General features: G+C 61.7%; 19 protein-coding genes. 13 read left to right on the top strand and 6 right to left on the bottom strand.

Annotated features, from left to right (window positions below):
* Positions 1-80 precede the first annotated feature (80 nt).
* The 6 genes from IVB42_RS05315 (at position 81) to IVB42_RS05340 (ending at position 8224) form a co-directional block, all read left to right on the top strand.
* Positions 81-755: a YoaK family protein gene (locus IVB42_RS05315; RefSeq protein WP_247364666.1), complete on the top strand. Its 675-nt coding sequence runs from the start codon at positions 81-83 to the stop codon at positions 753-755.
* Entirely contained in the window at positions 752-2488 is a 1737-nt protein-coding gene (locus tag IVB42_RS05320) for a SulP family inorganic anion transporter (protein ID WP_247362271.1), read from the top strand. The genes IVB42_RS05315 and IVB42_RS05320 overlap by 4 nt, the downstream gene beginning before the upstream one ends.
* 168 nt (positions 2489-2656) lie before the next feature.
* Positions 2657-5410, top strand: a complete 2754-nt coding sequence (locus IVB42_RS05325) for a decarboxylase (RefSeq protein ID WP_247362274.1) — start codon at positions 2657-2659, stop codon at positions 5408-5410.
* A 14-nt stretch (positions 5411-5424) separates the two neighbouring features.
* Positions 5425-7125, top strand: a complete 1701-nt coding sequence (locus IVB42_RS05330) for a transporter (RefSeq protein ID WP_247396148.1) — start codon at positions 5425-5427, stop codon at positions 7123-7125.
* Positions 7126-7156: 31 nt separating this feature from the next.
* The gene (locus IVB42_RS05335) at positions 7157-7591 is read left to right on the top strand and encodes a hypothetical protein (RefSeq protein ID WP_247362280.1); all 435 of its coding nucleotides are present in this window, start codon (positions 7157-7159) and stop codon (positions 7589-7591) included.
* Positions 7592-7768: 177 nt separating this feature from the next.
* On the top strand, positions 7769-8224 hold the full coding sequence (locus tag IVB42_RS05340; protein WP_247362282.1) for a hypothetical protein: 456 nt from the start codon (positions 7769-7771) through the stop codon (positions 8222-8224).
* Between the two features lie 99 nt (positions 8225-8323).
* On the opposite strand, the gene ppk2 is transcribed toward IVB42_RS05340, so the two are convergent.
* Both ppk2 and IVB42_RS05350 read right to left on the bottom strand, forming a co-directional pair.
* A complete protein-coding gene (gene ppk2, locus IVB42_RS05345; protein ID WP_247362285.1) occupies positions 8324-9124 on the bottom strand; it encodes a polyphosphate kinase 2 in 801 nt (266 codons plus the stop codon).
* A 36-nt stretch (positions 9125-9160) separates the two neighbouring features.
* Positions 9161-9613, bottom strand: coding sequence for a hypothetical protein (locus tag IVB42_RS05350; RefSeq protein ID WP_247362288.1), 453 nt, complete (start codon positions 9611-9613; stop codon positions 9161-9163).
* Positions 9614-9773: 160 nt separating this feature from the next.
* Here IVB42_RS05350 and IVB42_RS05355 point away from each other — a divergent pair, with 160 nt between their 5' ends.
* From IVB42_RS05355 to IVB42_RS05380, 6 genes are all read left to right on the top strand, one after another.
* Positions 9774-10205: a hypothetical protein gene (locus IVB42_RS05355; protein WP_231190719.1), complete on the top strand. Its 432-nt coding sequence runs from the start codon at positions 9774-9776 to the stop codon at positions 10203-10205.
* Complete coding sequence (locus IVB42_RS05360; RefSeq protein ID WP_247362291.1) at positions 10198-11430, top strand: biotin/lipoyl-binding protein; 1233 nt, start codon at positions 10198-10200, stop codon at positions 11428-11430. The genes IVB42_RS05355 and IVB42_RS05360 overlap by 8 nt, the downstream gene beginning before the upstream one ends.
* A 113-nt stretch (positions 11431-11543) precedes the next feature.
* On the top strand, positions 11544-12863 hold the full coding sequence (locus IVB42_RS05365; RefSeq protein ID WP_247364671.1) for a TAXI family TRAP transporter solute-binding subunit: 1320 nt from the start codon (positions 11544-11546) through the stop codon (positions 12861-12863).
* A gap of 154 nt (positions 12864-13017) precedes the next feature.
* Entirely contained in the window at positions 13018-14661 is a 1644-nt protein-coding gene (locus IVB42_RS05370; protein ID WP_247368051.1) for a DUF3300 domain-containing protein, read from the top strand.
* Complete coding sequence (locus tag IVB42_RS05375; protein ID WP_247362297.1) at positions 14658-15575, top strand: DUF2950 domain-containing protein; 918 nt, start codon at positions 14658-14660, stop codon at positions 15573-15575. The genes IVB42_RS05370 and IVB42_RS05375 overlap by 4 nt, the downstream gene beginning before the upstream one ends.
* A gap of 49 nt (positions 15576-15624) precedes the next feature.
* On the top strand, positions 15625-16026 hold the full coding sequence (locus tag IVB42_RS05380; protein WP_247396150.1) for a hypothetical protein: 402 nt from the start codon (positions 15625-15627) through the stop codon (positions 16024-16026).
* Between the two features lie 39 nt (positions 16027-16065).
* Here the strand turns inward: IVB42_RS05380 and IVB42_RS05385 are convergent, their stop codons facing one another.
* From IVB42_RS05385 to IVB42_RS05400, 4 genes are all read right to left on the bottom strand, one after another.
* Positions 16066-17760, bottom strand: a complete 1695-nt coding sequence (locus IVB42_RS05385; RefSeq protein ID WP_247362303.1) for an MASE4 domain-containing protein — start codon at positions 17758-17760, stop codon at positions 16066-16068.
* A 169-nt stretch (positions 17761-17929) separates the two neighbouring features.
* Positions 17930-18127 (bottom strand): hypothetical protein, encoded by a 198-nt coding sequence (locus IVB42_RS05390; protein ID WP_247362306.1) that lies wholly within the window; start codon positions 18125-18127, stop codon positions 17930-17932.
* A 278-nt stretch (positions 18128-18405) separates the two neighbouring features.
* Entirely contained in the window at positions 18406-19404 is a 999-nt protein-coding gene (locus IVB42_RS05395) for a hypothetical protein (RefSeq protein ID WP_247362309.1), read from the bottom strand.
* A gap of 202 nt (positions 19405-19606) precedes the next feature.
* Complete coding sequence (locus tag IVB42_RS05400; RefSeq protein ID WP_162496436.1) at positions 19607-20485, bottom strand: hypothetical protein; 879 nt, start codon at positions 20483-20485, stop codon at positions 19607-19609.
* 234 nt (positions 20486-20719) lie between these two features.
* Here IVB42_RS05400 and IVB42_RS05405 point away from each other — a divergent pair, with 234 nt between their 5' ends.
* Positions 20720-21328, top strand: a complete 609-nt coding sequence (locus IVB42_RS05405) for a hypothetical protein (protein ID WP_231190730.1) — start codon at positions 20720-20722, stop codon at positions 21326-21328.
* Positions 21329-21360 lie beyond the last annotated feature (32 nt).

Genomic DNA, 21360 nt, shown 5'->3' on the forward strand with positions numbered 1-21360 from the left:
GACAGTTGATCCAGATCAATCCTGGTCGGCGGCAAGCTCGCTTCTTGTGGAGCCTCAAGAGTCAAAGCCGACCTTCGGACATGAGCACGATGGATACTGCCGCTGCTTCGTCGATACGCCGCGACGAAACGGTGCCGATTGCGCTGCTGCTTGCCTTCGCCGGGGGCTATATCGACGCCTTTACGTGGATCATCCACGGCGTGATGGCCAATGCCCAGACCGCAAACCTTGTGCTGTTGTGGGTTTATGGCTCGATCGGAAATTGGACGAAGGCGCTGCACTTCGTTCCGCCGATCCTTGCATTCGCCGCCGGTATCCTGGTCGCTGCATGGCTGCGACGGGCAACCGGAGCGCGCGCCAGCGCGATCGGTACGCTGATCGAAATCCTGCTGCTGGTTACTATCGCCATCCTGCACAATCGCCTGCCGGATCTTGCGGGAACGCTTGGCATTTCCTTCGTCGCCGCCGTACAGAGCGCCGTCTTCACGAGGGTCGAAGGCGTGCTCTACAGCTCCGTCATGATCACGGGCAACATGCGGCAGGCGATTGAAGGTGTGTTTGCTGTAGCGTCTGGCGAGGGGGCGCTACGGCTCCCCGGCATTTTCGTTGTCTTGTGTATCACGTTCGGCCTCGGCGCGGCTCTTGGCGCCTTCGCGACCAAGCAGATCCCGAATTTGGCGCTCGGTGTCCCCGTGATCGCGCTGCTGGTTGTGCTGTTGCGTTGCGAAAGTCCAGGCGAGGAGGCCAGCTCATGACCTCATCCAACCGCAGATCGCGCTGGACTTTCCTGTTTCCGCCGGCGACATGGTTGGCGCAGTACCGTAGCGCTTGGCTGCGTTCGGACGCCATCGCCGGCATTACGCTTGCGGCGTACGCCCTCCCTGTGTCACTTGCCTATGCGACGCTGGCGGGCCTGCCGCCTCAGATCGGCATCTACGGCTACATGCTCGGCGGCATCGGCTATGCGCTGCTGGGGTCGTCGCGCCAGCTTGCAATAGGTCCAACCTCGGCGATCTCGCTGATGATTGCGGCGACCGTCGGGACGCTGGCCGGCGGAGACGCGGCGAAATATGCCGAGATCGCGAGCCTGGCCGCCTGCGCGGTGGCGCTGCTGTGCCTGATCGCCTGGTTGTTCAAGCTCAGCGTTCTCGTCCGCTTGGTGAGCGACAGTATCCTGGTCGGTTTCAAGGCCGGCGCGGGACTTACCATCATGATGAGCCAGTTGCCGAGCCTGTTCGGCGTTGCCGGAGGCGGTCACAATTTTTTCGATCGCGCCATCAAGCTCGCGGGTCAGCTCGGCGGCATCAATTGGCTGGTTCTGGCGATCGGAGCCCTCGCTCTCTTGTCCCTGCTTGTGGGAGAGCGGTGGCTGCGGGGAAAGCCGGTCGGGCTCACGATCATGGCGCTATCGATCATGCTGGCGACACTGCTTGGCCTTCCATCGCTTGGCGTGCCGGTGACCGGCAAAATTCCGGAGGGATTGCCGGCGTTTGGACTACCCAGCTTTGGTCTGTTGGAGCCGGACGAACTGTTCCCGCTGGCTGCGGGATGCGTGCTGCTGGCCTATATCGAAGGTGTCTCCGCCGCGCGCAGCTTTGCTGCCAAGCATGGCTATGCCCTTGATGTCCGTCAGGAGTTTTTGGGGCTTGGCGCGGCCAACCTCGTCGCCGCATTCGGCCACGGCTACCCCGTGGCGGGCGGATTGTCGCAATCTGCCGTCAATGACAATGCGGGGGCGCGCACGCCCCTGGCTCTGGTGATCTGTTCGACGACGCTGGCACTGTGCCTGCTGTTCTTCACGGGAGCCCTGACGAATCTGCCCAAGGCGGTGCTGGCGGCGATCGTCTTTGCTGCCGTTTACAGGCTGGTGGACATCCGCGCGCTGTTGCGGATGTGGCAGGTCAGCCGCATCGACTTTAACGCTGCGGCAATTGCGCTGGTATCCGTGCTGCTCCTGGGGATATTGCAAGGCGTTCTGCTGGCGGCGATTGCCTCGATTGTCCTGCTCCTGGCGCGAGCCTCACGTCCGAATGTCGCCTTCCTCGGCCGGCTCCCGGGCACCGGCCGCTACTCCGATGATGCGAGGCACGAAGGCGTCGAGCCATTGGTCGGTATCATCGCCTTTCGACCGGAAGCCTCGCTGCTTTACATCAATGCCGAAACAATCCTGGAAACAGTGTCGGATGCCTTGCTGAAGTCGTCCGATATCAGGCTGGTTGTCTGCGATCTCTCCGCTTCGCCCTACATTGATTTGGCTGGGGCGCGCATGTTGCACGACCTTCACGACAAGCTCGCCTCGGTCCATATCGCCTTCTGCATCGTCGGTGCACATGCACAATTGCGCGATCTGCTGCGGGCCGAGGGATTGGCGGAAAAGACCGACAGTGCGATTTGGCTTCGCTCGGTCGACAGCGTGCTCGGTGAAAGCAAGCAATCGTCTGATCCCATATCGGAGGATCCGGCCGGCGTGTTGGCCACCCGGCTCTGATCCGATCTCTCTCGCCTGCAATCGGAATCGGGCAACCACCTCGGACGATATTGCATCGCGAGGTGCTTCGGGTCTCTTCAAGATGCGCGTCCGTTGACTTGGATCAATAAACCGAGGTGAGCGGGCATCACGATCCGGCTGCGACCTCGCAAAGATCCGGAGAGAGACATGTCCAAGGACGCCAAGCCTGCAGAGAAGCGCATCGATCAGTTCATTTCCGGGCCCGGCGGACGGGCAGACAACTGGCGCGATCTGGTCGAAGCAGCCAAAGCATGGGCGCGCGGCGGCGACCGTGCGATGTTTGACGCGGCCCTGGCCGATCTCTCCGTGATAGAGGAGTTTCACGGCTATCCGGGGCTGCAGTTGATGGCGGCTTTGCGGGAAGCCGCCTCGGCCGGGGATGCGGCGGGTTCACTTGCTCTCGCGACGCGCATTACGCAGGCGTTGATGACGAGATCCTTCCGCCAGCTTGCCGGCGACTGGGATGCCAAGGACGACGGCGACGGTGATGCGCCCGAGCTTGTGCCGTCAACTTTCGGATCGCATGCAGCTCGGCGACCCTATTTCGAAACGCTGGTCGTCACCGGCGTCTCCTCCGAGAAGTGGCCAGCTCTCGCTGCCGAATGGCGCAAGTTGCGGCGTCCGGTCGATTCGTTCGTCTATGAGCCGGTGATCGTCGGAAGTCTGGAAGACGCCTTCTGCGCGACGATGCTCAACCCCAATATCGCCGCCGTCGTCATCAACGAGGGGTTCGCTCTGCGCTCGCGTCACGACGCGCCGGTATTGCGCACCATGACCGCCGCCGCGGGGATCAATGACGAGTCGGACGCGTCCGCGCTCCGGCTAGCCCACGTCATCAAGCGGGTACGTCCCGAGCTCGACATCTATCTGATGTCGAATCGCGACGTCGAGGAAATGGCGGGGAACCCCGAGGCCAATGTGGCTCGGCGGATATTCTACTCCATCGAGGAGCTCCTCGAGCTCCATCTCTCCATCCTCGAAGGGATCCAGGATCGATTCGATACGCCATTCTTCGACAACCTGAAGAAATACGCGCAACGCCCGATCGGCACGTTCCATGCGCTGCCGATCGCTCGCGGCAAATCTGTCTTCAGGTCGGACTGGATCCGCGACATGGGCGAGTTCTATGGCTTGAATCTGTTCCTGGCCGAAAGCAGCGCCACCACCGGCGGCCTCGACAGCCTGCTGGAGCCGACCGGCACCATCAAGAAAGCGCAGGACAAGGCGGCACGCGCGCTCGGCGCGGATCGCGTGTTCTTCGTGACCAACGGCACCTCGACCTCCAACAAGATGGCGGTGCAGGCGCTGCTCGGGCCAGGCGATATCGCGATCGTGGATCGCAACTGCCACAAGTCGCACCACTACGGCATGGTTCTGGCCGGCGCCCAGCCGATCTATGTCGAAGCGTTCCCGATGACCGAGTATTCGATGTACGGCGCGGTGCCGCTGCAGACCATCAAGCAGGCGCTGCTGAATGCGCGGGCAGATGGCCGGCTGGACCGCGTCAAGATGCTCGACCTGACCAACTGCACCTTCGACGGCCACATCTATAACACCCGCCGGGTGATGGAGGAATGCCTCGCGATCAAGCCCGATCTGATCTTCCTGTGGGATGAAGCCTGGTTCGGCTTTGCACGCTTCTCGCCGTTCCTGCGGCGGCGGACCGCGATGGGCGCCGCGAACGAGATCGAGGCCTGGATGCACGACCCGAAATCGGTTGCGGCTTACGAGAAGCAGCAGGCCGAGCTCGACAAGAATCCATCGGACGAGGTGCTGCTCAAGACCCGACTGATTCCCGATCCGCGTCAGATCCGCTTGCGCGTCTACCAGACCAACTCGACCCACAAGTCGATGTCGGCAATCCGGCAGGGCTCGATGCTGTCGGTCAAGGACGTCGAATTCCATACCGTCGAGCAACAGTTCAAGGAGGCGGTGTTCACGCACGCGTCGACCAGCCCGAACCAGCAGCTCATCGCGAGCCTCGACGTCTCGCGGCGTCAGATGGAGCTCGAGGGCTATGGTCTGGTAGCGAACGCGATCGAAATCGCGTTCGCGATCCGCAAAGCGGTCAACAACAATCCACTGATCTCGAAATACTTCCGGATTCTCGGTGCGGACGCGATGGTGCCGGCGCAATACCGCCAGAGCGGCTTCACCGACTATCTGGCCACCGGCACAAACTGGGCGAGTGTCCTGAAGAGCCTTGACGACGACGAGTTCTGCCTCGATCCGACCCGCATGACGTTGGTGTGCGGCACCGCCGGATACGACGGTACGCAGTTCAAGGGAATCCTGGCAAACGAGTACAACATCCAGATCAACAAGACCTCGCGCAATTCGGTGCTGTTCCAGTCCAACATCAACAATACCCGCAGCGATGTTGCGCATCTGGTGAGGGTGCTGGCCGAGATTGCGGGCGAGGTCGATCGTGGACTGGTTCAGGGTGGCGCCAATGCGAAGAAGACCTTCGAGGCGCGGGTCAAGAGCCTGATGACCGATGTGCCCGACCTGCCGAACTTCTCGCAGTTCCACGACAGTTTCCGTGGCGATGCCGGCACCAGGACCAATGAGGGCGATATCCGCAGCGGCTTCTACTCGGCCTACGACGCGGCGGGATGCGAATATATCCGGCTCGGCGATCCCGAGATCGACCGTCGCCTCAAGGCCGGTCCCGACCTCGTCTCTGCCAGTTTCGTGATCCCGTATCCGCCGGGCTTCCCGATCATGGTGCCGGGGCAGGTTATCACCCAGGAAACCATCGACTTCATGCGCAAGCTCGATGTGAAGGAAATCCACGGCTACGACGCCAAGGAGGGGCTGAAGCTCGTACGTGCCGAAGCCCTGGCGAAGATTGGCCGGCCCAAGCCCGGCGCCGCGCCGAAGCTGAAGGCGGCATCGTAATAAAGGGGACGGACATGCAGAGCTTTTTCACGTTCTTGCAGCAGAACCCGTTTCTGTTGCTGTTCTTCGTCGTTGGCCTCGCCGTCTGGATCGGCCGTGCGAGCATCAAGGGTTACGGCCTCGGCATGGTCGCCGGCGCCATCGTGGTGGGCGCAGCCCTTTCGGTTTGGGCGTCGGTCTACGGCGTGAAGCTTGAGCTGAACACGTTCGCCAAGAGTCTGTTCTACTATTTGTTCATGTATGGCGTCGGCTTACGTGTGGGACCGTCCTTCATCAACAGCCTGAAGGGCGACGGTCTCAAGTTCTGCATCCTGGCGCTGGTGTCGAGCGTTCTCGGTCTGGCGCTTGTCGTTATGCTTTCAAAGCTCTTTGCGCTGCCGATCGGCGCTGCCGGCGGCATGCTGGCGGGGTCGCAGACGATGTCCGCCGCGATCGGCTCAGCCGAGCAGGCCATCACCTCAGGTGTCGTCAAGCTTCCTGACGGCATGAAGCCCGAGGACGCGTCGGGCATGATCGCGCTGTCCTACGGCATTACCTATATCTGGGGCACAGTCGGCATCATCTTGATCTGCAAATACCTGCCGCGCTGGTGGGGCGTCGATGCCAAGGCGGCTGCCAGGCAATACGAGAAGGAATTTGGCGTCAAGGATCTCGAGGGTGGCGGCCTGACCGGCTATCGGCAGTTCGGCCTGCGCGCCTACCGGCTCGAAAATCCGGCCCAGGTCGGCATGAGCATCGCCAAATTCCGCACGATCAACCCGGAATACCGCATCGTCAACGTGGTGCGAGGCGGTCAGCCGTTGGGAGCCGATCCCGACGTCGTGCTGCAAAAGGGAGACCTCGTCGCGCTCGGTGGCGCGACCGAGCATCTGACCGACAAGATGGGACTGATTGGCCCTGAGGTTGCCGACGCCAAGGCGCTCGGCATTCCCATGGATCAGGCGGACATCCTGGTCACCAACAAGGAGATGGTCGGACGCACCTTCGAGTCCTTCCGTGAGACCGCGATTGCCGGCCAGCTGCAGGTCACCAAGGTCGAACGTGGCGGCGTGCAGATTCCGGCCGGTCTCAAGACGGAGTTGCAGCGGATGGACATCGTCTCGGTGGTCGGTATCAAGTCGGCCGTCAACGAGCTCGGCGAGATGTGGGGACGCATTGCGCGGACCAACACTTCGACCGATCTGCTGACGCTCGCCGCCGGCATGATCATCGGCTTCCTGATCGGGATGATCGAATTTCCAGCCTTCGGCGCCAAGATCGGCCTCGGCAATGCCGGCGGACTGCTGCTGTCCGGCGTGATCGTCTCGTCGCTGGTCTCCCGACTGCGCTTCTTCGGCAACACACCGAACGCGGCGCGCAATGTGCTGGAGGATCTCGGCCTCGTGGTCTTCGTCGCCATCGTCGGCATCAATGCCGGCGCCGGGTTGTTGGCGCAGCTCACGGGTGCGGTCGCGTTGAAGATCTTCGTCGCTGGCTTCATCGCCTGCACGATCCCGCCGTTCGTCGTCTGGGCGATCGGCTTCCACCTCTTCAAGATCAATCCGGCCGTGCTGATGGGCGGCGTTGCCGGTGCGCGGTCGCACTCCGGTCCGTGCCGCGAAGCCGCGGTGGAAATCCAGAGCTCCGTGCCCTGGATCGGGTTCCCAGTCGGCTACGCCGTATCGGGCATTCTGCTCACCGTGTTTGGCTACTTCGCGATGATACTGGCTCAATAGATCGGCATAACAACCAGAGGAAACGAATCTCATGAGAAAAGTCGCCATCCGTGTCGCCTTGACTGCTCTGCTGATAAGTGCCGGCTTCAGCACGCCGTCGCAGGCAGAGACCGGCCAGGTCGCCGTGGTCTTCACCAAAGGCGGATTCATCGTCGGCGTCGGTGGCGGCGAGGGCGTTCTGCTGCTGCGGGGCCACAAATATCCCTTCACCGTCTCGGGCATGAGCGTCGGCTTCACAATCGGCGCCTCGACCACCAAGCTGGTCGGCCGCGCTCTTAACCTGAGGGGGCCGGAGTCGATCGAAGGCTCTTATGCTGTGGGCGGTGCGGGCGGTGCCGTCGCCGCCGGCGCAGGTGCCGTTCAGCTGCAAAACGGCAACGGCGTGATTCTGCAGCTTAGCGGGCCGAAGGTCGGTGCGGAGCTGTCAGCCGCTGTGGGGGGCGTGACGATAGCTTTGAAGCGGTAGAGCGGCAGTCGCGCCGCTTCGGCGGTCGCGGCGCTCTAGCTTGAATGGCGGCTGCTTCTCTCATGCACATAGGTCAGGGAAGCGGCCGCAACTCAGTGCCACGTTCGGGTGCCAACCGCGTTCCGCGAGGCATCGTCGAAAGCGGATCACGGCACCCATATCGAGGGAGGACATGCCATGCTTCGTTATCTTCTGGCTCTTGTTGCGGCCGTCGTTCTTCTCACGGCCACGCTCATTCCCGATGATGCCTATGCCCGCCGCGGAGGTGGCGGTGGTGGCTATCGTGGAGGTGGAGGGGGCATGCGCGCCGGAGGTTTTCATGGCGGCGCCGTTCACGCCGGACGGATCCATGGCGGAGGCGGGCGCCACTATGCAGGAGGTCCGCGGCCAAGCCATCCGATCGCCGGTCGTCCTGGCCGTCCAGGTTACCCCGTTGCGGGCCGTCCCGGTCGTCCGGTCGCCGGTTATCCCGGAGGCTATCCGCGATATGGCTATCGAGGCGCGGCTTACGGTGCCGCCGCCGTCGGTGCGGCCGCCGCGGGCGCCTACGGATACTACAACAACAACTACAATAACGGTTGTTATCAGGACACGTACGGCAATTGGGTCTGCCCCAACCAGTATCCGTATTGAAAGAATGCGCTGCTGACGGACCCAGCGAAGTCCGTCGGCAGCATCGATCTGACCGTCAACGATCGGACCGCGCCCGCCGTGCGGCCCGCGATCACTTCGTCAATATCGTTCCGCGACGAAGTTCATCCCGCGCAAGGGGGCCTGGTCATTGTAACGTCCCTTGTCGGAGCGCTTCGGCAGCTTCACCTTGTCCTTCTTGATCCGCTTGTGCGGGATAGCCTCCAGGATGTGCGCGATACAGTTCAGCCGCGCCCGCCGCTTGTCGTCGGACCGAATGATGTACCAAGGCGCGTCCTTCGTGCTCGTCTTCTTGAGCATCAGGTCGCGCGCGCGCGAATAATCATACCAGCGCTTGAAGGATTCGATGTCCATTGGGCTGAGCTTCCATTGCCGCACCGGATCGTCGATGCGGGCGTTGAAGCGGCGCTCCTGCTCGTCCAACCCGACCTCGAGCCAGATCTTGATCAGGATGATGCCGCCGTCGATGGCGTACTTTTCCATTTGCGGGCAGAGCGCGAGGAAACGATCGTGCTCGGCGGGCGAGCAGAATCCCATGACATACTCGACGCCGGCCCGATTGTACCAGCTCCGGTCGAAGATCACGATCTCGCCCCCGGCCGGAAACTGCTTCATGTAGCGCTGGAAGAAAAGCTGCGTCTTTTCGCGATCCGATGGCGCCGGCAGTGCCACCACCCGGAACACGCGCGGGCTGACCTTTTCCGTGATCGCCTTGATCGTGCCGCCCTTGCCGGCCGCGTCGCGGCCTTCGAACAGGACGATGACCCGAAGTCTATTTTCCTTCACATAATCCTGAAGATGGCAAAGCTCGATCTGGAGCTTTTCGAGCTCCTTCTCGTAGTCCTTGCGCTTCATCCGCTCTGTGGCTCGATCCTTCGCCATGCTGCTCCGCCTTCCGTCAATCCGGCCGAAACGTGATCAGTCGCCCCACGAAATGATGACGCCGATATCCCCGGGCACGCCGCCAGGAAAGTCGATGACCTGATAGCCGATCCGGTAGCCGCGCGGCTTGAGGTATTCGGTCCAGAGCTCGAATATCTCTTTTGGAATTCCCGTCAGCGTTTTCTCCCATCCTCCCTCCATCTGGTTGATGGCGCGGCCCTTGTCGGTGCACAGGGTGTTCGGGAAGCGGTAGACCTGCACCTCGGTCAGACCGTTGCGAACCGCGCGCTGGATGATGGTCGAGGCGAGCTTGATCTTCTCCTCCTCGGTCTTGCCGGACGGCTTGCTCAGCCGCTCGATCAGGGCGCGCTTCTCGGCTTCGGCGGCGGCGGCGAGGCGCACATATTCTTCGGCCTTTTTAGTGTCTTCGAGCGCCGCTTCCTTGCGGATTTGCGCGGCGTGGGGGATGAGATCATCGATGCCGGGCATGACTGACGAGCTCCTGGCTTGCTGTGGGGTAGAGTCAGGGCTAGGCTAGGTTCCGCGCCGTTCGGACCTTTGATTCATATCAATCAATTTCTCGCCTGCGTTGCCACGGTCGTTGTCTAGAGCGCGTACTGCCCTCATTCCTTTTGGTGGAGAGCTACCGTTGACCGAGCAAATTCACCCGTTGGCCCCGCATCATCTGCCGTTCTATCTCGCGCCGGGAAGCGGCACGGACGTGCTGATGGTGGTGATGGGGATCTTCCTGATCGGCAGCGTGCTCTGGGTCGGTACGCTCTATTGGAAGCTGCACAGCCTCCCCGAACGAATGGCGCACAAGTCGCAGAAGCTGCAGTTCGAGATCGTGGCCGTGCTGGGCATCATCTCGCTCTTTACGCACATGCACATTTTCTGGGTGGCCGGTCTTCTGCTCGCGATGATCGACCTACCGGATTTCGGCACGCCGCTGCGGAGCATCGCAGGCTCGGTCGAGAGAATCGCTGACGCGGCGCCCGGTGAGGGCCGCGAGCCCGAACTGCCAATCCTGCCGCCGGTCGAGAAGCCGATCGTCAAGGGGAAGGAACACAGCCATGTTTGAGCTCATGTTCTGCTCTCTTCTGACCATCCTGCCGGACTACCTCTACCGCCGCTATGCCCAAGGCAAACGTTTCGGCAAAGAGATCACGTTCTTTTCCATTTGGTACGAATTGCGATGGGGCATCACCGGCTGCCTGATGCTCACGATTTCTCTGATCACGATGATCTTCTACTTTCATCCGTCGACGACCTCGGCCACGCTCTATTTCCGCACGGTGCCGATCCTGCCCGAGGGTTCGGGCCGCGTCGCGGAAGTCAATGTCGGCTACAGCGAGGCAGTGAAGAAAGGCGACGTACTTTTCAGGCTGGACAGTTCGAAGCAAAAGGCGGCTTTGGAGACGGCCACTCGCAAGATCGCTGAGGTCGATGCCGCGATGACAAGCGCGGAAAACGACGTGGTCAAGGCCGAAGCGCAGATCCAGGAAGCCAAGGCCAGCCTTCAGCAGGCCAAGGACGAGTTGGACGTGAAGACGGAATTGCAGCGCCGCAACCCCGGCATCGTCCCGCAACGCGATATCGAGAAATTACAGGTCGTGGTCAACCAGCGGCAGGCTGGTGTGGACTCGGCCACTGCGTCCAAGACGTCGGCGACGTTGCGGCTTTCAACCCTGTTGCCGGCTGAAAAAGCGAGCGCCCAGGCGGCGTTGGCCGAAGCGCAGGTCGATCTGGACAAGACCTTCGTTCGCGCCGGCGTCGATGGCCGCGTGGAGCAATTCCTGGTCCGCACCGGTGATGTCGTCAATCAGCTGATGCGGCCGGCCGGCGTGCTGGTTCCGGACGGCGCCGGCCGGCGCGCCTTGCAGGCCGGCTTTGGTCAGATCGAGGCACAGGTGATGAAGGTCGGCATGGTGGCGGAAGCAACCTGCATCTCGAAGCCGTGGGTGATCATTCCCATGGTCGTCACCAGTGTTCAGGATTACATCGCAGCCGGCCAGTTCCGAAGCGGTGAGCAGCTGATCGAGGCGCAGAACGTCGGGCGGCCCGGCACGATCCTGGCCTTCCTTGAGCCCCTCTACAAGGGCGGCCTCGAAGGCGTGACGCCGGGTAGCAGCTGCATCGTCAATGCCTATACCAGCAATCACGAGGAGATATCCGCGAAGGAGACGGGCACGGGTCGGGCCGTCGCTCTGCATGTTGTCGACGGTGTCGGCCTCGTGCACGCCATGCTCTTGCGGATTCAGGCGCTGCTGCTGCCGATCAAGACGCTGGTGCTGAGCGGGCACTGACCGGCTTCGCTTTGGTTTGAATCGCACTTCGGTTCGGCGATGCGCCTCAGTTGAGCCGGTCTGGCATCATGAGCCAGTCCGACCACCCAGCGCATATTCACTATGAGGGCCACATGGTCCCTGCAAAAATGCCGATCTGGCTTCGTTCCTTCATTGTCGCCAGCGCTGTTGTGCTCGTGCTTGGAGCGGGCCTGTTCGGCTACCGCTGGTACTCTCACCCGACGACGCTGACCATCGCGGTCGGGTCGCTGGATGGCGAAGCCACGCGTCTGGTATCGGCGTTGGCGAGCCGGCTTGCCGTGGTGAACGCCCCGGTCCGGCTCAGACTGGTGGAAACGACCAACGCGGTTGATGCTGCCGAGCAGTTTGCGGCGGAAAAGGTCGAGCTTGCTGTCGTCCGCGGCGACGTCGGCGACCTATCGCAGGCGCAGGCTATCGTGGTTCTCGCCCACGCCGTTGTCCTGCTGGTTGCGCCGCCGGGCTCCTCCATTACCGAAATCGCTGGTCTGAAGCGCACCAGCGTCGGCGTGATCGGCGGCGAGATAAATCGCAAGGTCGTCGACGTCCTCAGCGACGAATACGGCCTCGGACGCGCCAACGTGTCATTCCGCAATCTCCAACCGGCAGACGCGCGGCGGGCACTCGATGCCAAGGAGGTACGGGCGATTCTGATCGTCGTTCCTCTTGCCGAAAAGTATCTGGCCCTCTTGCGCGGTCTCTTTCTGCAGACGCCGAAGACCGCGCCGGTCCTCCTTCCCGTCGAGGCGGCTGGTGCCATCGCGGAAAAGCAGCGCGCCTATGAAAGCTTCGATGTCCCGAAGGGCACGTTGCGCGGTTCGCCGCCTGTCCCGAGCGAGGATCTTACCACGCTGCGGGTTTCGTTCTATGTGGTCGCGCAAAAGCAGCTCAGCGCAGAGGTGGCGGGCAGCCTGGCCGACGCGCTGATGAAGGCGCGCAGGGACCTGCTCGGCGAATTGCCGATACTCTCTCAAATGACCGCGCCGAGCACGGATTCGGACGCCTTTCTCCCGGTTCATCCCGGCGCCGCGGCATTCTACAACGGAACGCAGCAGAGCTTTCTGGACGAATGGGGAAACATCATCTTTCTCGCGCCCATGATTTTCGGCGGCCTCATCTCGGTACTGGCGGCTGCCTGGAAATTCCTTCGGGTAGGCGATCCATCGAAGGCCGAACGGGGGCTGGACTTGCTGTATGCGTTGGGTGTGCGGATACGCAGGGCGGAGGCAGTAGCCGAACTGTCCGATATCGAGGCCGAAATCGACCGGGTTCTCCAGGCTCAGCAGGCCAAAGCCGCGGCAGGAGACGAAAATGCGCTCGATGTCACGACCTTGAATGTCGCGGCGCATCGCCTTCAGAGCCTGATTCATGATCGCCGGGTTTTGCTGTCCGCGCTCCCGGGCTCCAGCGCCTGAGCGGCGCGGCCGGATCTCGACCGGATCAAACGTCGGGCCGCCGTGGAATGTATAGCGCGGACTTCGAGAGAGCTCCTTGTTCCTTGATCTTGATCAATAAAGGTCACTGATCGTCCAAGATGCTTGGCCCAATGAGGGTTCAAGGGAGGACGCGATGCTTCGTTGCGGTAGAACTCTGATCGCGATGGTCCTGCTCTTGGCGCCCGTGCCCGCGGCAGCCCAAACTGCGGACACTTCGGCCGCCTCAGGTGCCCAAGCCCAAACGCCGGGTCAGCCGCGGGCGGCTGCCGAAATGCTCAAGCCCGAGCAGCTCGAAGCTCTGGTCGCACCGATCGCGCTCTATCCCGACGAGTTGCTTGCCAACGTGCTGGCGGCATCCACCTATCCTCTGGAAGTCGTTCAGGCCGATCGCTGGCTGAAAGAGCACAAGACTCTGAGGGGTGATGCCCTAAAGACTGAAGTCGAGAAGCAGCCGTGGGATGACAGCATCAAGGCGCTGGCCTCGACTGCTGAGGTCCTTTCCATGATGAGCGACAAGCTCGACTGGACCAAGGTGCTGGGCGACGCGGTGCTCGCGCAGCAATCGGATGTGATGGATGCGGTCCAGCGGCTGCGGACCAAGGCTTATGACAACAAGAAGCTGCTGACCACCACGCAGCAGAAGGTGAGCGTCAAGACCGAGGAAAGCAGGCAGGTGGTCGTGATCGAGCCGGCGGTTCCCGATACGATGTACGTGCCGTACTACGAGCCTGCGACGGTCTACGGCGCGTGGCCCTACACCGAGTATCCACCATATTACTTCGGCTACCCGTCCTACATCGGCGCAGGCGTCGTCGCGGCGGGTCTCGCGTTCGGCACAGCCTGGGCTATCGGTCGCTGGGGCAATTATTGGGGCGGCGGCTGCAACTGGGGTAACCGCAACGTCTATATCAATCACCGCACCACCAACATCGGAACTGGCTGGCAGCACAATCCGTCGCATCGCCAAGGGGTACGCTACAACAACGCCAACGTTCAGCAGCGCTTCGGCAATAGCAATCTGAAGGCCGGCGCCGCCGACCGCATGGATTTCCGCGGCCGCGACGGACAGCAAGTCTTGAAGCCGGGACAGGATCGGCCTGGTGGCGCAGATCGCGCTGGGGATCGTGCGGCAGATCGCGCTGGCGACCGAGGTGGCGACCGTCAAGGCGCCGGGGATCGCGCCAAGGCGGGAGGCGATCGCGCCAAAGGCGGTGGCGATCGCGCGGCCAAGGGCGGTGGTGCCAAGAATGCCGGCGCAAAGAGTGCTGGCCCTAAAGCCGGCGGCGCCAAGGGCGGGGGCGCCAAAGCCGCGAACCGCGGTGGTAGCGGAAGCGTGCTGAACGTGTCGTCGGGCCGCTCGGCGGCCGCAGCATCGGCGCGTGGTCATGCGAGCATGGCGAGCATGGGACCGCGCGGTGGCGGTGGCGGAGGTGCGAGCTTCGCCGGCCGAGGCGGCGGCGGAGGCTTCCAGGGTGGCGGAGGCCGTGGTGGTGGTGGTGGCGGCGGACGGCGTTCCGATATCGCGCTGAAGCATGACGTCGTTCTGCTCGGCCATCTCGCAAGCGGTCTTGGTTATTACCGCTTCAGCTATATCGGCAGCGACAAGGCCTATGTCGGCGTCATTGCGCAAGAAGTCGAGGACGTGAAGCCGGTAGCCGTCACCCGCGGAGCCGACGGCTATCTCCGGGTCTATTACGAAAAGCTCGGTCTGAAATTCCGTACCTATCGCGACTGGCTCGAGAGCGGCGCGCGGATTCCTGGCGAGGTGACGCCATGATGGGTTTGAAGTCGCTTCGTCTCGCCATCTTGCCGGCCATTATTGCGCTTGGGCTCCTGAGCTCGCCATCCCTTGCGCAGCAGTCCTATCCGACACCGGAGGATGCGGCAGGGGCGCTCGCTGCCGCCGTGAAAAGCGGGCCGGACCGGGCCATCCTGAAAGTCCTCGGCAGCGCTGCCGAGGACATCGTTTCCTCCGGCGACGAGGTCGCCGACGTCGACATCCGGAAACGCTTCACCTCGATGTATGATGCGAAGCATGCGATCAAGGCGGAAGGTAACAGGAAGGCAGTGCTGATGTTGGGTCCGGACGACTTTCCGTTCCCGATTCCGCTCGTCAACACCAGGACCGGCTGGGAATTCGATACCGCCGAAGGCCGCATTGAGGTCCTGTATCGCCGCATCGGCCGCAATGAACTCGACGCGATCCAGACCAGTCTCGCCTTTGTCGATGCCGAGAACGAATACGCCGACAAGGATCGCGGTGAGGGTACTGGCGTGTACGCGCAGCGCATCGTCAGCAGCGCAGGCAAGAAGGACGGGTTGTTCTGGCGCGACGACAGCGACCCGAGCCCGCTCGGTGCATTGGCGGCGCAGGCTTCGGCCGAAGGCTACAAGGCCGAGGAGGGGCCGGCGCCCTATCATGGCTACTATTTCCGCATCCTGAAGGGGCAGGGATCGAACACGCCAGGCGGCGCGCTGAACTATATCGTCAACGGCAAGATGATCGGAGGTTTCGCACTGGTCGCCTGGCCGGCCGAGTACGGCAATTCCGGCGTCATGACCTTCCTGGTCAACCATGCGGGCGTTGTCTACCAGAAGGATCTCGGGCCTCGGACCAAGGTCCTCGTTTCCCGCATCAGCGCGTTCGATCCGGACCAGACCTGGAAGAAGCTGGATGGTGTAAAACCCTGAGCGACGCACGCAGATCTTGCGTGGGCTTCTTTGGCGTTTGGCACGCCTCGTGCTGCTCGCACTCCTTATCCCGACGACCCCGTCGTTTGCACAGGCATCCGCGCAGGTCCGGATCAAGATCGTAAAGGCGGGGCTGCTCGTGGGCGGTGGCGCTGGGAGCGGCGTGCTGACCTATCGCGGCCGCCATCATCCGTTCCGCATCAGCGGGGTAAGCTTGGGTTTTACCGTCGGCGCTACCGTTGGGTGGCTCGAGGGCTGGGCTTCAGGCATTCGAGAGGTCAGCGATTTTGCCGGCGCATACAGCTCGGTCGGTGGCGAAGCTGCCCTGATCGGCGGCATCAATGGCGCTCAGCTGCGCAACGACAAAGGGGTCACGATGGTGCTGCAGGGACCAAAAGCCGGGGTGGAATTCGCCGCTAATCTCAGCACAATCATGATCTCTCTGAAGTGAGCGCGCGAAAGGCGGAATGGTCGTGACGGTCCCGTACCGTCATTGCACCGAAGCGGGGGCGGAGACGGGCATTTCCAGCTCGAAAACGGAGCCCCTGACGTCCGATTTGACCAGCCTCAGCTTTCCACCGCACCTTCCGACCAGGTTGGAGGAGATGGCCAGCCCCAACCCCATACCGCCTTGTTTCGTCGTGAAGAACGGATCGAAGATGCGCTCTTGGTGACGGGGTGTGATGCCGGTGCCGGAGTCTTCTACGGACAAATGGACCGTTGCGCCACCATCAAGGCTGGTTTTCATACGGAGCTGTCGTTGATCGGCGGGGACAGAACTCATTGCGTCAAGCGCGTTTTTGCAGAGGTTCAGGACAATCTGCTGAAGCTCAGTGCCGCCCAGAGCGACTGGGGGAATGTTGCCCTGAAACTCCGTAATTACTGATACGCCATTGGCAAGGAGATCGTGCCTCAACAGTCGCAGCGCAAGCTCGGCGACATCCTCGACGTTTGCTGAAGCGCCGCCCTGCGCCGTTTTGATTGTCATCTCGCGAATGTTCGATATGATGTCAGCGGCGCGGCTGCTGTCCGCTTCGATGTCAGACAGGATGTTTTCGAGGTCCTCCAATTCAAGGGGGGCAGCTCGCAGGTGACTGAGGCCTGTCGCAGCATTGAGCGAGATGGCCCCCAATGGCGATCTTAGCTCGTGGGCGATCGCGCCAGTGACCGCGTCGATGCTGAGAAGCCGGTTCGCTCGTTCGCGTCGTTGCAGGGCAATGACGCTGGCAAGGCGCGAATAGATAAACATCGTTTCGATGAGCAATACGGTCAGCAACATGCAACTGCCGACGAGAACGAAACCGCGTGCTGCGTACCAACCGATGGTGAACCGAACCGAGCTGCCGATGATTGCTACCAGAAAGTTCGGCAAGTAGGCGAGCAAAGTCACCATCAGCCAAAGGTCAAGAATGGTGCGCATGCGTGCAAACAAAACGGTGAGAGCAGTCAGATTCCATAGCAAAAGTATCAGGTTGACCTGATTGCCGAGAGGGGTCTGGTGCCTGACGTCGTTCACGTAGAAATTAGGAAGCCATTCGGCTTTCGCGTTCACGATCCACGCCAGTCCTGCCACGGCGGCGCCGATGCACCCGACAACTATTATGATCGCGGCTGTTGCAGGTTTGCCTGGTTTGCCGCCGGCGGTATGATCCTTCGTGAACCCGTAGCCGAAAATCGCCGCGGGGAACGTTGCGTGCCATAGCACGTAAAGCCAAGCGGGGCTGTTCAGTCCATCCCCAATGACACCCGCGGAAGCGTATCCGTTCGGAAAGGCGAGCGTTTGCAAGAATGCGAATGATCCGCTGAAAACGTATCCGCTTGCCAGTGCGAGAAGTGCCCGTTGAGGCTGGATCGAAAATTGAGCAAATAGCAGGGCTGCCGTGATGAACTCGGCCAAGGCCAACGCGGTCTGCAACACTGGAACGAAACCATTAATCTGGCCCAATTGGATCCGGGCGAACGGCGCGATGACCGCTGCAAGGACGATGAGCAAGACGGCGACACCCACCGCCCAGGCCTTTTGACGAGGGGTTGCGGGGATGTTCGCGATGATCAGTGGGAATTCTTGCTCATCATCGTAAGCGGGCTCGGCGGCTGCGTTGGCTGATCGCTGGCTCGCTGGCGCAATGCCCGGCCCTGATGCTGTCGCACCGCCGACAAGTCCCATGAACTTGCGCTGGCTCATGCCGCCTCCGGGCCACGAGACAGCATCTTACTCGTCCCCACGCCCGTTGAAAGCCCGTGAGGGCAGACCAGGTTGAAGCCTCTCCGAGGAACGATCATGAAGCTTTGCGCCGCGTATACACCGGAATCCTGCAAGGACTGTGCGAAGCTTGCTATAGCTTTCCCCAACCTTAATCCACAATAGTGTCGCGCCGGTTCACCGCGCCGGGGATAATCATCCGGATCGTTGCTCGCCGGTTGAGCCGGTAACATACCGGAAATTCGTCATGCGGGGCAATGTGCTGGTGTCGAGTTTGGTTGGTGTAGATTTGAACCTCGATCGATGATTTTGCGGTCTGGATTTCGTCGGCGGCTGCGAGGGCGAGCAAATTGTACGTCGAGCCGAGGCTATTCTGACCGCGGATGTCCCGAGCTATGCGCCGCGCGCTAGCGACGCAGAAAACAATCTGCCAGGACGTCGATTGCCTGTCGCATGGCGGCCGCGCAATTCTTCTCCGTGTGCTTGCGCTATGAAGCTGACCAGCACGCTGGACAAGTCGTAAAACTACTCTCGGAGAGAGGAAGAATGCGCTACCGCACCGCGGCGAATTATCGGCGTGTTGGTGCATCACTTGAGTAAGCTCCCGACCACTCCCTTGCGACGGACCTACTCCAGGTGCCTTGCGCGCAGATCTTGAAGGTCCTTTTTCAATGCCGCCAGATCCAGCCCGCGAGGAAAAGTGAGGCGTCCAGATCGGATCACGAGCCGGACGTACGGATAGCGTTCCTCGGCAAGCATCGGCAAACTGATTTTGTATTTGTGCCAATCTTCAACGATGTGTGCCTGTTGCTCGACGTTGTATGAGTCCCAGGAGTCGCCGGGCGTGTAATCGTAGCCGGCACCGATTGTCTGCGCCCAGAAAGAGCGCGCCATCGTCCAGTTCGAATCGTTGAACGCCTGCCACACATGGGTCATTTCGTGCACGAAGAGGTCGCAAATTCGACCGAAGTTGTCGCACAGGAGGCCGAAGGTGGGGCTAGGAGATGCCAGGTTACTGAACGCGACATTGCCAAGATTGATGGCATACCGCATGCTCGGCACCATGGGATTGCTTCCTCTAAAGAACGGTCCGTCGTTCGTCCACGGTCTTCCGCCTGCTCCCAGGCCATTGGTAATCGCGATCGTCTCCCACGGCGGCAGGGTCGGGCCAAAGACGTTGCGCGCGAAATCCCGTTCGCTGACGTCCAGCACGCGGGCGAAGTCGGGTCGGCTTCCTTCACATGCCGGTGGGATCGGGGCCACTGGGGTGGGCGCAACCGGTGGAATGGGCGCAATCGGCGGGGGAGGCGGCGTACCTGGCGGTAGATAGATGAAGCCGCCTTTCCATCCACCTTTCCCGCCGGTCGTACCGGAAGAAAACGCAAAATTCTGGCGGTCGGGCGATATCGCGCGGCAGCCTACATACTCGGCCAGGTACCAGTTCACCTGCCTTGCGGCTTGTTGGAAATCGCGCTGTTTGACGAGCTTGATGCCCGGAAAATTGAACTCGATGAGGTCCCATGGATCGATGCCGATCCGCTTGGCGAGGGATATCCAAGTCTCGCCTGCCGCCACCGCATGTCGCGTTCCCGCTGGCGGTACGTAGCTTTCGACGACAGGCTTCAAGGGTCTTTCCTGGTTCGGCAATGTAAGGACCTCCCTTGCTGAGTCCTGCAGAACTACCCGATCTTGCCGCCAATATTCATTGGTCGCCGTTACTTTGAGGCGGTTCGATGGTTCCATTCCATTCGGGCCGCGAACAGGTAGGCTAGGGAGGAGCCTCATTCGTAGCTTGGAGGCGTGGACAATCGAACCAGCAATCTCCGCTTTAGCGCCGGCCTTTTGACCTCGAGCCTAGCAGGTCATGCGTGCCGCTGACGCTCACGGTTCCGGAGCACTCGAAACCGCCGAAAATTCCGCAGGAGCCGGTGACCGTGACGCGCAGATCTTTGCGCTGGTACATGTCGACCGAAACGCCCACGCGCGAAAAGTCGTTCGCGCTGTTCGGCAATATCAAGTCGATGTGTTCGGCCGCCCAACGCGGCACATGTGAGTTGCTCTTCCAGAACAGCTCGTTGCCGGCGTGGTGCATGAAGTTCGGCCCGACCGTAAGGGCACCGTCCACGCCCTCGAACACGAAGCCTGTTTCGTCGATGTGCACGTTCACCCGGTCGGGTGCCACTGCGAAATGCAGCGAGGTGATGTCCTGGGGCTGCGGGTCTTTGCCGAATTGCGAGCTGTAGGCATCGCTCCATTGTCCGCGGTCGCGTCCGAGCCCGAAGCCGTGCCGGCCCGGGAGATCCCGCGTTGAGAGTGGCTTGTCGGACAGCTTTGGGCGCCAGATCTCCCGAAACCCCTTGCCGATCGTTGCCGCCATCGACAGATCGAGAGCCCAATGCGACGCCTTTTCCGGGCTTTGCCCTTCGGCGAATGCGTCGAATCCGTCCGTCGTCTTGGCAATGCGCAGCTTCTTGATCAGCTCTTCCCAGTCCTTGGGCAGGAAGGTGACGCCGTCGAGCGTGGTCGTCGCGGCAGCGACACCATACTTCTCGAGTTGGTGTCGGATGTAGGGCTTCTCGTCATAAAGGCGCACATTCGGGTTGGCGCCGGCAAAGTAATTCTTCAAATCGATCTGCGGTCGCAGCATGGTCAATCGCGCCGCGATCTTCCGGTAAGTGTCGGTCGTCGTCGGATCGGTCGTCGTCATGGCGCGCCCTCCGTGGCAATCCTCACCTCAGATTGGTCTCGCCCGAACGGGTTCGGGTTCACTGTCTGCTCGTTCTATGAAGTTGCCGAAGGCCCCATGCCAATTCCGGCAAAAGTCAAACCCCTATTGCCCCAGCACCGATGCAGTTTGAACCCGCCAACTGGAATCGGCGACCACTATGCAGGGGGTACTTTAAGCGGCGAGGATGATCAGATGTCACTGCGAGGCAGGGTATTGGATATACTCAATGGGCCGGCGGTCGCACGCATTCGTTTCCGATTTCCGATCCGCGGCAGCCACGTGACGATTGCGCCGCAAACGTTCCATCACGTCGCCCGCGCGATCCGGTTGGGGCGGGTCACCGTCAGGGCTCCGACGGATCTCGCGGCAGGCGTTGCCGCACAATATAACGATGTGGCGAGAACCAGGGCGGACGGCACAGCGGTCGCTGCGAACACGCTGGAGGTCGTGTCGGCGGCGGGGCGGATGGACGGAGCCTATATCGTCCATGAGAGCCTGCATGCAGCCTACGATCTGTTGCGTACCGGCCTCGACGCCAATGCCGAAGAGGCGTCCGCGTACGTCTGCACGGCGCTCTATTGCCGCATGACCGGCCTCCCGCGGCCGCGCTGGGCCAACGGCCCGATTTACGCCAATGCCGCTGAGGTCGCCAAAACGTTACTGTCGCAATACCAAAAGGGCGATCCTGGCATTCCCTGGGTCGGCGAGAGTGAATGGCGGATGCTGCGCGCCGGCGTGGGCCTTCATCCGGTCTATACCAGCGGACCCGGTGGTATTCTCACCGGATGGCTGCTCGGCCAGCAGTACACCCACGATGGCTGAGTGATGGGCACCTCGCCTGTTTCGGGAGGTAG

Origin of the sequence: Bradyrhizobium sp. 45, assembly GCF_023073155.1 — a bacterium.
GTDB classification, from domain to species: domain Bacteria; phylum Pseudomonadota; class Alphaproteobacteria; order Rhizobiales; family Xanthobacteraceae; genus Bradyrhizobium; species Bradyrhizobium canariense_D.

Excerpts from the sequence above, each read along its gene's own strand:
- IVB42_RS05315 (WP_247364666.1), top strand. The coding sequence starts at position 81 with ATGAGCACGATGGATACTGCCGCTGCTTCGTCGATACGCCGCGACGAA.
- IVB42_RS05340 (WP_247362282.1), top strand. The coding sequence starts at position 7,769 with ATGCTTCGTTATCTTCTGGCTCTTGTTGCGGCCGTCGTTCTTCTCACG.
- IVB42_RS05330 (WP_247396148.1), top strand. The coding sequence starts at position 5,425 with ATGCAGAGCTTTTTCACGTTCTTGCAGCAGAACCCGTTTCTGTTGCTG.
- IVB42_RS05320 (WP_247362271.1), top strand. The coding sequence starts at position 752 with ATGACCTCATCCAACCGCAGATCGCGCTGGACTTTCCTGTTTCCGCCG.
- IVB42_RS05385 (WP_247362303.1), bottom strand. The coding sequence starts at position 17,760 with ATGAGCCAGCGCAAGTTCATGGGACTTGTCGGCGGTGCGACAGCATCA.
- IVB42_RS05375 (WP_247362297.1), top strand. The coding sequence starts at position 14,658 with ATGATGGGTTTGAAGTCGCTTCGTCTCGCCATCTTGCCGGCCATTATT.
- ppk2 (WP_247362285.1), bottom strand. The coding sequence starts at position 9,124 with ATGGCGAAGGATCGAGCCACAGAGCGGATGAAGCGCAAGGACTACGAG.
- IVB42_RS05360 (WP_247362291.1), top strand. The coding sequence starts at position 10,198 with ATGTTTGAGCTCATGTTCTGCTCTCTTCTGACCATCCTGCCGGACTAC.
- IVB42_RS05370 (WP_247368051.1), top strand. The coding sequence starts at position 13,018 with ATGCTTCGTTGCGGTAGAACTCTGATCGCGATGGTCCTGCTCTTGGCG.
- IVB42_RS05365 (WP_247364671.1), top strand. The coding sequence starts at position 11,544 with ATGGTCCCTGCAAAAATGCCGATCTGGCTTCGTTCCTTCATTGTCGCC.
- IVB42_RS05400 (WP_162496436.1), bottom strand. The coding sequence starts at position 20,485 with ATGACGACGACCGATCCGACGACGACCGACACTTACCGGAAGATCGCG.
- IVB42_RS05350 (WP_247362288.1), bottom strand. The coding sequence starts at position 9,613 with ATGCCCGGCATCGATGATCTCATCCCCCACGCCGCGCAAATCCGCAAG.
- IVB42_RS05335 (WP_247362280.1), top strand. The coding sequence starts at position 7,157 with ATGAGAAAAGTCGCCATCCGTGTCGCCTTGACTGCTCTGCTGATAAGT.
- IVB42_RS05325 (WP_247362274.1), top strand. The coding sequence starts at position 2,657 with ATGTCCAAGGACGCCAAGCCTGCAGAGAAGCGCATCGATCAGTTCATT.